The sequence below is a fragment of the Paenibacillus sp. NPDC056579 genome (assembly GCF_042793215.1).
GTDB lineage: Bacteria > Bacillota > Bacilli > Paenibacillales > NBRC-103111 > Paenibacillus_S.
Genome location: NZ_JBHTVD010000006.1, coordinates 342,015 through 358,245 on the forward strand (window position 1 = coordinate 342,015; position 16,231 = coordinate 358,245).

General features: G+C 46.1%; 12 protein-coding genes. All 12 read right to left on the reverse strand.

The annotated features are described in order from the left end of the window. Positions 1-833: 833 nt before the first annotated feature. Entirely contained in the window at positions 834-2,219 is a 1,386-nt protein-coding gene (locus ACFQ88_RS23765; RefSeq protein WP_379457411.1) for an FAD-dependent oxidoreductase, read from the reverse strand. Between the two features lie 17 nt (positions 2,220-2,236). After that, positions 2,237-3,592, reverse strand: coding sequence for an extracellular solute-binding protein (locus ACFQ88_RS23770; protein ID WP_379457413.1), 1,356 nt, complete (start codon positions 3,590-3,592; stop codon positions 2,237-2,239). Between the two features lie 78 nt (positions 3,593-3,670). After that, the gene (locus tag ACFQ88_RS23775; protein ID WP_379457415.1) at positions 3,671-4,504 is read right to left on the reverse strand and encodes a carbohydrate ABC transporter permease; all 834 of its coding nucleotides are present in this window, start codon (positions 4,502-4,504) and stop codon (positions 3,671-3,673) included. 15 nt (positions 4,505-4,519) lie between these two features. Next, positions 4,520-5,404: a carbohydrate ABC transporter permease gene (locus ACFQ88_RS23780; RefSeq protein WP_379457417.1), complete on the reverse strand. Its 885-nt coding sequence runs from the start codon at positions 5,402-5,404 to the stop codon at positions 4,520-4,522. A gap of 247 nt (positions 5,405-5,651) precedes the next feature. Then, positions 5,652-7,205 (reverse strand): response regulator, encoded by a 1,554-nt coding sequence (locus ACFQ88_RS23785; protein ID WP_379457966.1) that lies wholly within the window; start codon positions 7,203-7,205, stop codon positions 5,652-5,654. After that, the gene (locus ACFQ88_RS23790) at positions 7,192-8,994 is read right to left on the reverse strand and encodes a sensor histidine kinase (RefSeq protein WP_379457419.1); all 1,803 of its coding nucleotides are present in this window, start codon (positions 8,992-8,994) and stop codon (positions 7,192-7,194) included. The genes ACFQ88_RS23785 and ACFQ88_RS23790 overlap by 14 nt, the downstream gene beginning before the upstream one ends. 455 nt (positions 8,995-9,449) lie before the next feature. Beyond that, on the reverse strand, positions 9,450-11,726 hold the full coding sequence (locus tag ACFQ88_RS23795) for a glycoside hydrolase family 88/105 protein (protein ID WP_379457421.1): 2,277 nt from the start codon (positions 11,724-11,726) through the stop codon (positions 9,450-9,452). Beyond that, positions 11,707-12,588, reverse strand: a complete 882-nt coding sequence (locus ACFQ88_RS23800; protein WP_379457423.1) for a carbohydrate ABC transporter permease — start codon at positions 12,586-12,588, stop codon at positions 11,707-11,709. Before ACFQ88_RS23800 ends, ACFQ88_RS23795 begins: the two co-directional genes overlap by 20 nt. A 12-nt stretch (positions 12,589-12,600) precedes the next feature. After that, positions 12,601-13,542 (reverse strand): ABC transporter permease, encoded by a 942-nt coding sequence (locus tag ACFQ88_RS23805; RefSeq protein WP_379457968.1) that lies wholly within the window; start codon positions 13,540-13,542, stop codon positions 12,601-12,603. A 72-nt stretch (positions 13,543-13,614) separates the two neighbouring features. Then, positions 13,615-15,300: an extracellular solute-binding protein gene (locus ACFQ88_RS23810; RefSeq protein WP_379457425.1), complete on the reverse strand. Its 1,686-nt coding sequence runs from the start codon at positions 15,298-15,300 to the stop codon at positions 13,615-13,617. A 495-nt stretch (positions 15,301-15,795) separates the two neighbouring features. Continuing rightward, positions 15,796-16,011 carry a hypothetical protein gene (locus ACFQ88_RS23815; protein ID WP_379457427.1) on the reverse strand — a complete coding sequence of 72 codons (216 nt, stop codon included), beginning with the start codon at positions 16,009-16,011 and terminating at the stop codon, positions 15,796-15,798. Then, positions 15,947-16,228: an Ig-like domain-containing protein gene (locus ACFQ88_RS23820; RefSeq protein ID WP_379457970.1), complete on the reverse strand. Its 282-nt coding sequence runs from the start codon at positions 16,226-16,228 to the stop codon at positions 15,947-15,949. Before ACFQ88_RS23820 ends, ACFQ88_RS23815 begins: the two co-directional genes overlap by 65 nt. Between the last annotated feature and the right edge of the window lie 3 nt (positions 16,229-16,231).

The window sequence follows — 16,231 nt, forward strand, 5'->3', positions numbered from 1 at the left end:
TTTTTGGACTTATCTATTTAAGGTTGGATGTTCAATCGGCTTAGAGTAATTAGTTGGAGTCGAACCGGGGATGCTGAATCATTTTCGATAGTAATTACAGCCGTTCTAATGAATCATTTTGGAAAATATCACTGTCCAAGATAGATCAAATTAAACCAAATAAGAGATCGGAACATGAGCGATTTCCAAATATACTGGGTGATATTAGAAGCCTGCGGACGAGCTCTTGGCTTCACAATTCAATGTGATTGCGTGGCCAAACGCAATCAAAGGAAACTTGGTGCCACTTCTACTCGAAAGTCGGCGAAACTGACCTGTTCCAGCTGTTCCCGTTGTCGTCGACGCTCCGTCCCCGCTTCGAGTTGTGGAGAGGTATTCCGGCAACTCATTAACTACTTTGAAAATCAATCCCGGCTTCCAGTTTCCTATTGGTGAAATCCGCTTTACTCGAGCTGATCGGTACCTTTATTCAACAAGCCGGGCGTCAGCAGCAACCGTTCCAGATTCAATCAGCCTCCTCCGAGAAAGTGAGCATCGTGCTCGCATACATCGAACGTCACTTATCGGACAAGTTGACCGTCGAGCTTCTTGCCAAACAACTGCAGAAGGTATCCTTTCACCCAATACATAAAGTATGGCGCAGGGTTTTCCTTGCGCCATCTCTAATCTGCCATCATCTCAAGATTTTTCGGGGTTTAGCCATACTGTGGAAAACCGACCTTTCCCCGACAAACCTGACGTGAGGATTTCCCCCATCCAGCTATATTGCGGGCTGGGGCGAATGTCCCTTTCTCACCACGAGATTGCAATATCGTTTTATGACGGGAGACGGTTTAAATGATAGCTTTTTGAGCAAGCAGCCTTTCCTGCAACTGACCTACATTAATGCCGCGTGTGTCTTCATTCTGTTCCGCTGCCATGGCGGCCGCTACGCCTGCCGCTTGCCCGATTGCCATGCAGTGGGATTGTACCCTCGTGGAAGCGAGCGCTTCATGCGTTGCCGAGATGCAGCGTCCTGCAACGAAGAGGTTTTCCAAATCAACCGGGAGCAAACACCGATACGGAATATCGTAGGCATCGTCGAGTTCCGTCCAGACATTCGTATGGTCGTGTGGGCTATGAATGTCGACTGGGAAGCAGCCTTTGGCAATGCTGTCAGCGAATTTGGCACCGTGGAGTACATCGTCCTGGGTCAGGACATAATCGCCGATGATCCGTCGCGTCTCACGAACCCCTACCCGGGAAGCTGCGCTTGCCAATGAAGCCCGCTCGAACCCAGGCAAGTATTTACGGGCAAACGCGACCACCGACATGACTTGCTGACGCAGATCGATCTCTGCACGAATCAGCTCCTGATTATTCGTTCCGTCAATGCGGTTGACGCGGGTTGCATTAAAGAGCACATCGCCATCGCGATAGTCGGAAAACAGGGTCAGCCGTTCACGGCCTACATGCAGCTCTCCTCTTGCTTTGGCTTCGGCAACCACCCGGTTGAAGCCGCTAAGCGCTACCATGCGCTTAGCAAAGTGAGCCGGCAAGTTTGCAGGGAGGATTGGATACGTTACCCAGACCAGCTCATCGCGGTGCCCCAGTGTGTAGTCGATGAACTTATCCAGATCGACATAGCTCATTTTGAAAAGCGAAGACACCGGCTGTGCTAATCCATCTTGTCTGCGCCCGTACTCATAGCGCGCCCCAGCCGATACCGCGATATCCCCATCGCCGGTCGCATCGATATACTGCTTGGCACGGATGATATCTTTGGACGACTTACTGCGAATGCCGATTCCTTCCACCTTGCCGTGCTTGGCATAAACCTCATCCACATACGTATTGAGCAACAGCCTGACTCCAGCCTCTAGGACAAGCTTGTTCAGAACAAATTTCAAAATCTCAGGGTCAAACGGAGTGATATAACCGCCCGTTCCCTGCGTGGAACCCGGCTTGTCGTATGGGCACTTGACTGTGCCCGTTGAGCCCTCATATGCAACCAATTCATCCACAACATCCTGAAATACGCCGCGGATAACTTGACGGTCCTGAAAATAATTCGTCATCCATGGACCAACCAAACTGCCAGTCCCGGCTCCTCCAAGAAAGGAGCTAGGCTCAATCAGAACCGTGCTTGCGCCGGTGCGAGCCGAGGCAATTGCCGCTGCAACTCCCGCAGGACCTCCACCGATAACGGCGACTTCATAGTCGTAAATTGAAGTATTCATATTAAATACACCCTCCATTAATTTTTAGCCAAAATGTCATCGGCACGCTTCTTCATATTTTCAACAGCATCCGAGGTGCTTTTTTCACCGATCAGCGCACGTTCGCCTTCCTCATCAACAATCTTCTGAATTTCGGCAAGGTTCTTGAACTGCGTATCGTTGACATACTCTACATCAGCGAAAGCTACCCGCTTGAACGACTCAACGTCGAACAGTTTTTCGGGATTGTCGCCGAGCACTAGTTTGGCTACTTTTTCTTTGTCTACTTTTTTCCATGCCGGGACGCGTCCGCTGGAAATGAGCGGTTCATTCCCTTCCGTCACGTACCATTTTAGGAATTTCCATGCTGCTTCTTTATTTTCGGAGTTGGCGTTGATCGTAACGAAGTCTAGGTAACCTGTGCCGCCGCCGATGTATTTACTGTTCGCCGTCATTTTTGGCGTTGGAGCAAACGCGGTGACAAAATCATGCGGGAAGTCCTTCGTATTTTTGATGCTGCGGATGCCTGCCGTACCATTCCAAACCATCGCGGTTTTGCCGGAAAGGAATAGGCTTGTGCCCTGCATCTTGGACGTTTTGGCTTCTACGTAAGGAGGCTGTACTTTTAAGTTTCGCTCCATATCGACCATTGTGTCCAAGTACGACTTGAAAACCGGATTGTCGAGATTGCTTGTTTGGGCATCTTTGTAAAACGCGTTCGAACCGAGCTCGGTTTTTACCGTTTTGTCCATCCATTCATAGATTTTCGGCTCCAGGTTACCCACAAAGGAACCCCATCGCTTATCGTTACCCTGGCCTTTGGTCAGCTTCACAGCATAATCTTTATATTGATCCCAAGTCCAGTCCGTAGGAATCAGTAGCTTTGCTTCATCCAAGTAAGATTTATTGATGGAAACAAAATCGTTCAAAATGATCGCCGGGATATAATAGGATTTATTATTAAACTTTGTGATCGCTTTATCACCGAAGTTATCCTTAATGTCAAACTGATCTTTGGCAATATACGAATCCAGCGGCTCAACCATATTAGCGTTGATCCGCTTCACCAGCTTATCCATTCGATAGTTAACGAACAAGTCGACTTCGCTGCCTGCCATTAGCGATGTTTCGAGCTTGGTGTTACCGGCTTCATCATTAACAAACCGAACATATTCGACTTGAATGTCAGGATGAGCTTTATTCCAGTTCTCAACAGCCTGTTTCGGTCCGCTCTCTTCCGGAACTGCACCCCAAAACTTCAGCTTTACGACTTTGCCTGAAGCTCCTGTACTGCCGGCGTTGTCAGTTGCTGGGTCCGAGCCGCAACCGGCCAGCCCCATTGCCGCGATACTTACTGTTAGAACAATACCCATCATACGTTGATGATTCATCATTTTGTAATACCCTGCCTCTCTCTATGTGTAATTAGATAAACGGAAAAAATGAACGACTACCGGTTCGAAGGAAAAGAATTACCCTTTCACTCCGGAGGATGCAACTCCTTGAATAAACCAGCGCTGACCGAATAAAAATACCGTGATGACGGGTAAAATAGAACTGACTGCCGCAGCCATCATTTGCGGATAGTTTGTGCCGGAATCATCGACAAAATTAGTTAGGCCAAGCGGAACAGTAAACAATTTCTTGCTCGTTATAAAAACAAGCGGATTGACGAACTCATTCCAGTTCCATGTGAAGCTAAGGATGACCAAGGAAACCAGTGCAGGTTTGGACAAAGGGATGAAAATACGCGTCCAAATTTGAAAATGGTTGGCGCCTTCAATTTTTGCCGCCTCGGAGAAATCGCCGGGTATCGTCAAATAAGTTTGGCGAAGCAGGAAAATGCCGATCGCCGTAAAGATTCCTGGCAATATCAAGGCCCAATGCGAATTATAGATACCAAGATAATTGAATAAAATAAATCTCGGAATGAGCGTCACTTGATCAGGAACCATCATCGTTGCTAAGAAAATGAGAAAAACAAAATTTTTGCCTTTAAATTCAAAGCGGGCAAAGCCATAAGCGGTGGCAGAGCTGATCAGTACGGCGCCGATCACCGAAAGCACCGTTACTTTAATTGAATTGAAATAGTAGAGACCGAATGGATGGGACCCGAACCAAATTTCCTTATAGTTATTCCATTGAATCTTGGCGGGTATCCAGATCATCGGATCATGAAATACATCGATTTGCTTTTTCAACGATGTAGACAGCATCCAGAGAAACGGCAACAGCATCGTAGCCGCCACGGCCGCCAGCAATATTGTCGTGAACAGCTTCAGCCCATTGTTTTTGAGCCACGTCATGCTTGTCTCCTCCTTCTAGTAATTCACCCAACGTTTTTGCCCAATCCACTGTACGATCGTGACCATGAAAATAATCAGCGTCAAGATCCAAGCCATCGCGGACGCATAACCCATTTTGTAAAAGCTAAAGCCGGTCTGGTAAATATAGAAAGTTAATACCGAAGTGGAAGTACCCGGCCCCCCCTGCGTCATCATGAAGATGGCGGCAAATACCTGGAAAGAATGAATAATGCAAGTAATTAGAACAAAAAACGTTGTTGGCGACAAAAGCGGGATCGTCACACTGAAAAATTGTCTGACTTTACCTGCTCCATCAATGCTGGATGCCTCATACAAATCTTTCGGAATGCTTTGTAGTCCGGCCAAATAGATTACCATATTATAGCCGATTGCCGCCCAAACGCTCATGATGATAATGGCGACCAAAGCCCATTTGGGATCGGAAAGCCAGCCGGGGGGATGTTCGATGCCAAATCCGCGGAGCGCTTGGTTAATCGGCCCTTGACTTGGAGAGTACAAGAGCGCCCATACCAGCGACACAGCAACAATACTCGAGACGTAAGGCATGAAAATAATCATACGCAGCGGCGTTTTGAAAAATGCGCCATGATTCAGCGCTACAGCTGTTAGCAGTGAAAATAACATGATTAAAGGAACGGTCGTTACGGCAAAAATTAAATTGTTCTTAAGACTGTCCGTAAACCACTGATCAGACCACATCTTTGTATAATTATGAAAGCCGGTAAACCGGATACCTTTGAGTCCCTCCATAAAGTTCCAGTCCGTAAAGGAGATGACCAATGAAAATATAATCGGAATCACCGTCAATAGCCCGAATCCGATGATTGCCGGCATAATAAACAACCATCCTGTAAACGCTTCCTTATTGTATGCCTTCATAACACTGCCCCCTTTCTGCTTACTTGTTCTGTGGTCTTGACGCTTATTATCGTAACCCATGGGGTGGAAGGGTTAAACCAACAATCACACGAAAAAAGGATACGATAATTTGAAAGTTAACCGTTTTCAATTCGTTTCACATGTAAACGGATACAAATCTTTGAGGCCAAGACACGATTCTACGAAAAAAAATCACATAGAACTCTTTACAGCAGTTCAAGTGATTTTTACATGTTCCATCGTGAAGTTATTTGCGGGAAGCCGTGTATTGAATCGGTGTACAGCCTGTGTATTTTTTGAAAATTTTGGAGAAATACTTTGGATTGTCCATACCGACACGCTCCCCTACTTCAAACCAATCCAATTTTCTGCCGCGGAGGAGCTCTTTCGCCTTCTCAACGCGAATTTCCTGAAGATACTGGGAAAATGTTTTGCCGACTTCCTTTGTAAACAGATTGCTGAAATAGTTCTCGCTCAGATTGACAACATGCGCTACGTCCTGTACCCGAATCTGTTCGGCATAATGGATTTTGATATAATCGATGGCTCGCTGTACTTCAGGCCGTTGATTAGCATTTTTTTTGAAAGAAACCAACATTTCCCTAGCGAGCTGATGCAGATGGTAGCACCAAGCGCGAAGCTCGAGATAGGTTCCACGGGAGTGTACTTGCTCAAACATGGATTCCGATAGCATGCTTGCCGGAACTTGTCCGTCCCAATCCTTGAGGAGCAGAATGACAGACGATACCCAAGCGTGAACCGCATCAACGACTTCGGTGACAGTTACATCCTCTCTTACGATTGCAGGAAAAAGCGTCTGAAACGCTTTCTCGGCCGCTTCATCGTCATGCCCTTCCAAACAAATCAAATACTTTTTGAAATCTCCCATTTCCATAAACTGCGAGTGTCGATCGGAAAATGCGGATTGATCCGAATCATACGCGTACACGCCATAGCCTCGGTAAAATACGAGTCGGAGGGCAGCTTGCGCCTCCCGGTACGCTTCCATCCGTTCCGACGCTTGATGAAAAGCCCGGCTGACACCGCAGCTAAAGGTGTCACCGCATGCATGCCGCATGGCCGTCATGCGTTCGAGAAGCGCGCAAGTGATCTCAAACTCCGAAGAAGTATCTTTCGGCATGCGAAAGAAAAGTGTCCATCCGGAGGAGCTTTCGTATATAAATAGACAAGCGATAGCTTCACCTTGCTCTATGAATGCTTCCAGCTGTACATGTAGCTCATTGTACTTAATACTAGTCCCTGCATGAATTTGGTTTCTTTCCAATACAACGACGACATGCCTGCTCCCGGATATTATGGCTCCATCATACACTTCATTCGGCGTCCCCTGTAGCCAATCAAGCCAATCCTCCCGCATCACCTTCCACGGCGATTCTACATCGGCTTTTTCGGCCGTTATGGCGGAATTCTTTGGTACAAGCGTCGCTTTGATTTTGAGCACCGACTGGAGCAGCTCGTCGGGATCCATGCGAAATTTATTCATATAGTCCACGGCACCCAGCTTCAACGCTTCGCGAACGGTCGGGAAATCCTCCAGTACGCTCAGGATGACAAACCGAATATGTGGAAATTCTTCTCGCACTTCTTTCATCATTTGCAAGCCGTCCATATGAGGCATCCGAATATCTGTCAAGACCAGCTCCGGTTGTACGGTGCGGATCAGCTCCAGGCCGCTTCGGCCATCCGCCGCTTCGCCGGCAATTTCAATTTCGTGGCTTTCCCAGTCCACACTAGAGATGACGCCTTTGCGCACAAGAACTTCGTCATCAATTATGACCATCTTCACCTTCATGGCCTCCCCTTTCGCGATATGGCAGCGTAATCGTGACACGGGTCAGCTGCATTTTCGAGTCTCTTTCGATCTGCAATCCATAAGGTCCCTCATACATCAGCTTAATTCGTTTATTCACATTGGTAAGGCCAATGCTGGGACCGAGTTGTTCTTGTGCTAACTGCGCTTGTAGCTCCTCCAGTCGCTCTTCGGTCAGCCCGGTGCCGGTATCCTCAACGATCAGTTGAAGCAGCTCATCCTTCCGATAAGCGCGGATATGCATTTCTCCGCTTTTTTCCATAAATAGCCCATGCTGATATACGTTTTCCACAATCGGCTGCAGCGATAATTTGGGCACGAGAGCATCCAGGCAACTCTTGTCAATGTCGTAATGAACTTGAATCGTGTCGCCGAATCTGTATTTTTGAATCGTAAGGAAATACTGTACATTCTCCATCTCGTCGTGCAGCGGGATAACCTCTTGTCCCCGGTGAATGCTTGTATTCAGCAAATGACCGAGCGCCATCAGCATCTCCGTAATCTGTTTGTTCCCGGACATGAGGGACATCCATTTGATAGTGTTCATCGTATTGTACAGAAAATGCGGGGTAATTTGCGCCTGCAGTGCCTCCAATTTTGCTTGTTCCTTCTTTTTCTCCAAAACAATTTCATTCTGAATCCGGCTTCGCAAATCGGACAGCATACTATTGAAGCTTTGCCCCAAAAATCCGATTTCATCGCGCGTCTTAACCGTATAGACGACGTCGAGTGTACCGCTTTCGACCATCTTCATGACCCTTCTAAGTTCGCTTAGTGGTTTGATCATCATGGAAGTAAGGCCGATTATCAAGCCTACGAATAGCGTTAGGCAGACAATGAGAATCACAACCGCGATATTCCGGTTATGAAGAACTGTTTTTAACATATCCCGGTAAGGAACAACCTGTACGACACGCCAGCCCGTAACCGGAACTACATAACTCCCTATGATATACATGTTATCGCCAATACGTGTCTGAAACGTATCTCCTCTGTTGTCAAGAAGCGGCTGAATGGATTTATATACATTCTCCGATTGAGCTGGGTCATCGCTTAAAATTGCCCCATCTCGATCAACAATAAACCCCAGACTCGACGAATACGCCGCATCGGGATTCAGTATGTCCAAATATGGAGTAACCGGCTCACTGATCGTGAGCATGCCTAGATTGTCTATGAGATTATCTGCCTTGACAAGCATGGATAATGTCATCAACTTGGCGCTTGACGGGGAGACAAAGTTATCCTGCTGCAACGTCCAAACCATGAAGCCGTTCTTTTCGACCGTTTTGGCATACCAAGGCGCATGCCGGATCTCCTCCTTCGTTGTGACAAAACTGTTCCAATTCGTATATAAACTACCCGAATTATCTATCAGGGTTAAGTAGACAGAGTCCGATGCGATCGAGGTCGTAACCTCCAAATATTTCTTATCCATAAAGTGGGAAAACGCCAGCTTTGCTTTGTCCGTTGCCGGCAGCGAAACGAGCACCTCCCTCAGCCGTTCATCCAGGGCAATCGCTCGGGAGATGTTGGAAAGCTCATTTAAGCGGCGCTCGATGTTCCGGTTGACCTGCAGCAGCCGATCGGACGTCATTTTGGCAATTTGCGAAGTCATCTCCTGCTCAAAGCTCTGGTAGACATAGATGCCAACTCCGGTAATTGGCAACAGTATACATAGAATAAACGCTGTAATCAACTTGGTTCGTAGACTGACAAAGCCGAAATAGGATTGCCAATTTCGCTGAAATGCCTTCACCCCTTGGTTCCACCTCTTTTGTTTCACATATTCGTTTCAATTGATACTAACATATCTCAATGCAAAACCCCAAAAGACCGTTAAGCTTCCGACTGGAAAAGTCTACGGTTGGCCAATTCTTGAACATTTTTCCATCCAACACCGTCATCTCCCGTCACTGTAATAAAAGGACAGGAGCCTCAATACTATTTGAGCACAAGTTATGCTCAACTTATTACGTATAACGTGCCGGGGTTACCGCTGGCATTCCTCACTCTCCCACAATGTAGTAAAGGCAAAAACACCGCCAGATCCCGTGGAAAGGATCATAGCGGTGTGTGCTTCACAACCGGCAACATAAATATGATAACTGCGGCACCAGGGAATCTCCTAACCACCTCAAAAGTTACACTATTATTTAGGTGATATGGTGTATAATTCCAATTAAATCGGATGGAGGAGAAGCATTACCACATTCAATTCTTTTGTTTCAGCCATTTCGACAATTTGCCTGTTTCGATGCCCGCCAGCAACACAATCCCTATACCATGGGTATCATTAGTCACCGCGTTCAGCTCAATCTTATAATATTCCGATGTGAAGGAATACCGGGAACCCCGGCATACCCCGTGCACATTCCCGAACCGGTCGATGCCATATTTCGTCAGGGCTTCCCAGCCCCTGTTCACCGCCTTTACTGCTTTTGACTTCATGTCATCCCAAATCCAGCCATGGCGGACTCCTCTGGATAAACCGTAAACAAACATACTGGTGCAGGAGGTTTCCTCGTAGGAATCCGGATGAGTCAACACCTGATGCCACAGCCCGCTGGTTCCCTGCAAAGCCATATACCCTTCTGCAAGCTCATTGTAGAAAGTCAGCAAATCCTCCCGCTCCACGTGCGTTTCCGGCATAAACTCCAGCAACTCCGACAGGGAGAAGAACACCCAGCCGTTGCCCCGGCCCCATGGGACATTGGTAGGCTTGTTGTGCTTAAAGTCGTACACATGGGACATGATCTTGAATTCAGGAATAAACAGATACTTCTTAAACCGGTTAAATTGCCTCGCTGCGTCATCCAGATATTTGGCATCCCCCGTCAGTCGATAATAGCGGATTAAGAACGGGGTGCTCATATACAGGTCGTCAGCCCATAGCGTATTTTCTTGGAAGCTGTTTGTGCAGATGCGAAAGAAGGCTCCGTCTCCAAGCCGTTCCTGTTTATATTCCATATGATTCGCAATCTGTTCAACCAGATAAGGAGTATGAGGATCTTGCGAGTCGCTGTACGCTTCGAGTACTGCGGAGCCGAAAGAACCGCAGTCATCTAGCATATCCATTTCCACCAGTTGATTGTTTACCGAAGGATAGCCGTACTGCTCCGCATCCCATTTCGCATATTTATAGATCCGGGTGCATTCTGTAATATGGTTCACTGCATAATCGAGGATTCCCTGCTTCTGTAAGAACCTACCGGTCTGCAGTAGCCCATAAAGCGTAACCCCCAAGGGATAATTCCACTTGGCGAACAAAGCATTGTCCAAGTAAGGTCTTACCCATGTATTCGGCCGATCCTGTCGCCAGAAGAATTGACTATCCCCCTGTTCAAACAAACGGTACAGGGAACAGATGCTATCGGCGGGTTCCTCCAGCTGTTTTTCAAAAGGCCCCAGATACAGCCATGGTTCACTGCTCCCCTTTACACCCCTGGGAATCGATAATGCAACGTTTTCCCCATCAATGATAAAGTCAAAGCCGTACTCCCATCCATTTTCTGAGGAACACAGCTCCACCAGCACCTCATGCTTCCCCGGATCCAGCTTGAATTCCGCTATATCCGATGTCTTCAGCGCTCCTGAAAACACCTCATTGCCATCAAGCCACATCCTCAGCTTCCCTGTGGAACTCCCTTTCAAGCTGCACACCTTTGAGCTAGCGCTGGAATGGCTAAGCTCCGACCAGAGGTAAGCCACCTTGTGGGGCAGATTGCCGAAAATCCGCGTGCATGGTTTCAACTTCTTTTTTTCTTCATCCCAGGAAAGCGCGGGGTACCAGACCATGCCGGATTGCTCTTCCAGGCCTGTGTATTCCGGAATATGCTCTTCGCTGAAATAGTCCGCATTCATTGCGTCAGAATAGATCCAGCCGGCCTGTCCCTTTCTTTCCTGAAATGGAGACACAAACTCCATCGGATTCCATTTTGTGTGCAGCGTACCAAAAATCCCGCCAAAACCTGCTGCTGTCTTCACAAACTTAATGCATACAGAATTCCAGCCCTTTTGCAACTTGGCACGAATGCCTTTATTCATATTGGGATTTACTTCTTCATTAATATCGGCTCTATATAGAAATTCCCGGTTCAAATAAACAGTAGCAGGACCATAGCAGCTCAGTCCAAAGTCCGTCCACCCGTCATGGTTGCTCCAGAGCAGACCAAAGACATAAGCATACTGGCCCAGTTTGGCTTCTGGCAGCTTCTCCTCTAAATTCATGTTATATCTACCATTGTTCTTCTTAAGAAAGCCTTCCCGCGAAAAACTCCGGAACTCAAAAGGAAGTGCAGGATTTCTTCCAATGTAGGCATTGGAAACTGTTTCAAGAATCTCATCTGTACGGTCATACAACTTCGAATAAATACTTTCCTGTTCATCAAAATATGGCTTCATCGTCGCAACTCCTTTATGAATTTTTCTACGATTCATGTTAGTTTCTGGTTCGCTATAATTGTCAAGTTTAACCTTTGAGCGCTCCAACCATTACTCCCTTAACAAAATACTTCTGCAAGAATGGATATGCCGCCAATATAGGGAGTGTAGCAACCATAATTGTTGCATATTTTATCGTTTCCCCAATTGCTGCTCTGTCCTGAGCTACTGTTCCGGACATCATTTCATCCGTACTGTTGGAAATCAGAATTTCCCTCAGCGCCAATTGTAACGGCCATAATTCTCTATTTCTTAAGTAAATCATGGCCCCAAACCACGCATTCCAGTGGCCTACCCCATAATACAACACCATAACGGCAATGGTTGGCAAAGCCAGTGGCAAAATGATTTTAAATAGTATGATGAAATCATGTGCACCATCTATATGGGCTGATTCTACCAAACTGTCCGGAATTCCCTGGAACGCCGTTCTCATGATAATCAGATTCCAGGTTCCGATTGCTCCGGGAATGATCAAAGCCCATATTGAATCCATTAAACCGAGACTCTTGACTAACAAGAAATTGGGAATCAGCCCACCACCGAAAAACATGGTGAACACAATCATGATGGTAATCGGCTTTCTCCAGAAAAAATCTTTCCTGGAAAGAACAAAAGCTCCCATGGATGTCATAATAATATTGTAGGCCGTTCCCACCACGACAATAAAGAGTGTATTCATATACCCGGAGTAAATGATCGGGTTTTTTAACACAGCTTTATACGCCTCTAGGCTCAAATTTAATGGCTTTAGGAGTAAGCCGCTATGGGCTGTAAGCTCATCTGCACTGCTCAAAGAGGCAAAAATAACATAAACAAACGGATAGGCCGTTATCACAGCCAATGCTGCTAATATAATAAGATTCACCGAATCGAAAATGTAATCCCCAACTGTCTTTTTGACGACCATACCTTCCACTCCTTACCAAAGACTGGTTTCATTAACCTTCCGGCTAACATAGTTTGCTGTTACGATTAAAATCAGATTCACTATAGAGTTAAATAGTCCCACTGCTGCACTGAAACTGTAATTTGCCTCCACCAATCCACGCCGGTACACATAGGATGAAATGATATCCGCTGTTTCATAAGTACTAGGATTATAAAGCAATATGATTTTTTCATATCCTTCACTCATCATATTGCCAATATTCATAATTAATAGGATCACGATTGTGGGGGCAATTCCCGGTAGAGTGATATGAACAAACTGTTTCCACCTTCCTGCTCCGTCGATGGTTACCGCCTCATATAGCTCCGTGTCAATAGCGGTGAGGGCAGCGAGATAGATAATCGACCCCCAACCTACGCCCTGCCAGATGCCTGTACCTACATAAATTGTCCTAAACCATCCTGCTTCCACAAGGAAGATGGTTCGGGAGCCTCCAAAATAAGCAATAATATCATTAATCAGGCCGCTTTTTGCGAAAAAGTCGATAATCATGCCACAGATAACCACCGTTGAAACAAAGTGCGGTAAATAGGTAACGGTTTGGATTGTCTTTTTAAAATATTTACTTTTGATTTCATTAAGCAATAACGCCAGAATAATGGGTGCCGGAAAAGCAAAGATAAGCTGATAGAAATTGATTAATAAGGTATTTCGGATGACTCTCCATGCGGAGATACTGTTAAAGAAATCATGGAAATGTTTGAGTCCTACCCAGTTACTGTCCCAGATTCCTTTTACGGGGCTAAATTGTTTAAACGCGATGATGACCCCATACATTGGAACGTAGTGAAACAAGATATACCAGGCTACTACGGGCAGGGCCATCAATATCAACCATTTATTTTTTTTATAATCTTTTTTTATTGCCTGAATGAGGCTTGGCTTTTTGTATATCAATTGTTGCGGCTGCATCCTTACTTCTGGCACTATTGGAACCTCCCTGTATTGTGAGATGGGGGAATTTCTTCCCCCATTTCAATCATGCTACTTATCAAAGATGTCACTGATATTAAACGATTGCGGATTTAATGCTTGCGGGAATTTTTTAATGTACCGATCATAGGCACCCTGTCTAACTTTGTTGATATCCTCAATACCCAGCTTTTTGATTTGCTCCACATACTTATCCCAAGTAGCATCCACATCCTCTTTTCCCATAAGCCACTTCAGGAACATTTCATCCTTATACGTATTAATTTCATTTTGTTTGGTAGTGGTTTGAGAAACTTCATCCGGTGTCAAGGTTCCTCTATAGCTCTTATTAGCTTTAGTAACCTGCTTTGCATATTTTGTCCAGGTTTTTAGTGACTCTTGTTGCTGGGGTAACGCCATGTACTGCTCAAAATACCTTCGATCCTGTACAAAGGGTCCGTCTTTAAAGGCGCGGGCGTAAACCTGTCCCATGGTTGCGATGGGCTGTCCGTTGGGATTATTCGTAACCAGCTCCGTATATTTGGGATATCCGTTTTCCATCTTATAGCTCACGCCCTCTATACCGAAGTTATAGAGCATGGAGCCTTCCTTCGTATAGCCATAATTCAGAAATGCGAGCGCTTCCTTCAGGTTCTTCTTAGCTGTGCTGGTAACATTCCAGGCGCCACCGCCGGTGGTAGGTCCATCCTTCGCCATAAAGGGATTGAAGTCTCCCTTGTTAAGGACGAGATACGGCATGGCGACCAAGTCAAATTTGGGGTCCTTTTTACTCATCAGCGGCAAATATTTACCAAGACCTGAACCGGTGTTTCCAACTGTTGCACCGGCTTGATTTCCGGTAATTTTGGCATCGATCGTTTTAGAATTATTCGTAGCCAATTCGGGGTCTAAGATACCTTCCTTATACCATTTCACCATGGTCTTGGCATATTCTTTAAACCTTGGGTCAATCGCCCCGTATACGACCTTACCATTCTCAATGAAGTGATCTTGATTAATCCCCCATGCTCCGGTAAAGTAGGTTCCTTTAATATTTCCGACACTTCCGGTAAAAGGTGCCGTTGCACCCTTCTTTTCTTTGAAAGCTTTCAATACCGTATACAATTCGTCAATGGTTTCTGGCACTGGTAAGCCTAACTCCGTCAGCCAATCCTTACGCAAATAGCCTCCAAAGTAAGTATATATACTCTCATGACCTTTGAGGAAGGGGAAATAAAATTGCTTTCCATCCTCTGTCTCTACATCCATTAATAAATCAGGATAGGCTTCATAGATTTTGGCAAGATCCGGTGCATACTTGGGGATTTCTTTCTTTATGTCAACCAGTATTCCATCTTCGAAGGCTTTTTCTCTTCCTCCCGGATAGTCTCCAAAGGTGCCCACAATGAAATCAGGTATATCCCCGGACGCAATCATAAGATTAAACTGCTCTTTTGCCGAGCCTTCTGTAGGATGGATAAATTCAAGTGTAACATTCAGTCTCTTCTGCAATTCTTTATTCAGTTCTGACTCTGCATAATTTTTCATAACAGCAAGAGCAGTACTCGGCAAGGGCTCCCAGACACGAAATTTTACTGGTTTCTCAAAAGGTAATTTTATTGCGGTATCAGTCGGAGTCGGATTAGTTGGTTCAGCCCCTTTTTCATCTCCTCCACATCCTGTCATCACCGCAGATGACAAAAGCGCTATCAAGAGGGAACCGGTAGTAATCTTGGTAAAAACCTTTTTACTTTTCAACTTTTTTTCTCCCCTTAAGTTTCATGTTTATGCAACACGCAATTGTAAACTGACTGCAAACATTCTCACTGAATCAACAATTGCTAGCGCCAGTATAGTTTTTCTATCCACATGAATCAATCTCAATCCATCAGAATGCGTATTCAAAATCCCCAAAGACAATATTAAATATGCGAAAATCATCACCTAAAACAAAAAAACGGTACAAAATCGATGACGGAAATCGAAGAGATCCTCCGATAGGAGTTTTTCACTTTCTATCCTATCAAACCCTTAGCCAAGCTATAAAGCGCGCGAGTATGGCGGATACTTCGGCCCGGGAGACAACACTGGCAGGCTCCAGAAGGTTCCCTGGTTTGCCGTTAAGGACCCCCCCGCCTTCATGGCCCAATCCATGGCTCCGCTTGCCCAGACGGAGATTTCGCTACTCTCCGCAAAGCTCTTGCTCTTGCTATTGTTGTCCGCAGCAGGCTGTCCGGCGGTGTAGGATCGAAATCAGCTGTTCCCGGGTAATGGCGGCTCCATAACCTTTGCTTGCGTCATCACTTCGGGCAGACTGATCTTGGCCGTAATTTTTCCGGCGGGTGTCGTAATCTTCTCAATCTTGATGCCCTGTGCGTCCGTTTCGATTATACCGGAACTTTCATCAGGCTTGGTCACGAACGGAGGAATTGCTGCCGCCACTCTGGTTATCTTCGTCGCTGTCGTCATGTACATACACACTTACGATCACTATGCAAGTTTCAGAGAAGCCGCCGGCCACCTTAATCACAGCTGTGCCGGCGGTATGGACCGTCACTAGACCATCCTCATTCACAGTAGCTACACTAGGGGTAGACGAGCTCCATGCCATATCCTTGTTATCCGCGTCAGCAGGCTCCACTTTTGCAGTAAGCTGGACTGTTGAACTCCCAGAGTTGGTATACAGTAG

Bases quoted from the DNA above. Each gene is read 5' to 3' on its own strand.
- ACFQ88_RS23800 (WP_379457423.1), bottom strand. From the start codon at position 12,588: ATGGTCGTCAAAAAGACAGTTGGGGATTACATTTTCGATTCGGTGAAT.
- ACFQ88_RS23805 (WP_379457968.1), bottom strand. From the start codon at position 13,542: ATGCAGCCGCAACAATTGATATACAAAAAGCCAAGCCTCATTCAGGCA.
- ACFQ88_RS23780 (WP_379457417.1), bottom strand. From the start codon at position 5,404: ATGAAGGCATACAATAAGGAAGCGTTTACAGGATGGTTGTTTATTATG.
- ACFQ88_RS23770 (WP_379457413.1), bottom strand. From the start codon at position 3,592: ATGATGAATCATCAACGTATGATGGGTATTGTTCTAACAGTAAGTATC.
- ACFQ88_RS23775 (WP_379457415.1), bottom strand. From the start codon at position 4,504: ATGACGTGGCTCAAAAACAATGGGCTGAAGCTGTTCACGACAATATTG.
- ACFQ88_RS23765 (WP_379457411.1), bottom strand. From the start codon at position 2,219: ATGAATACTTCAATTTACGACTATGAAGTCGCCGTTATCGGTGGAGGT.
- ACFQ88_RS23785 (WP_379457966.1), bottom strand. From the start codon at position 7,205: ATGGTCATAATTGATGACGAAGTTCTTGTGCGCAAAGGCGTCATCTCT.
- ACFQ88_RS23815 (WP_379457427.1), bottom strand. From the start codon at position 16,011: ATGACGACAGCGACGAAGATAACCAGAGTGGCGGCAGCAATTCCTCCG.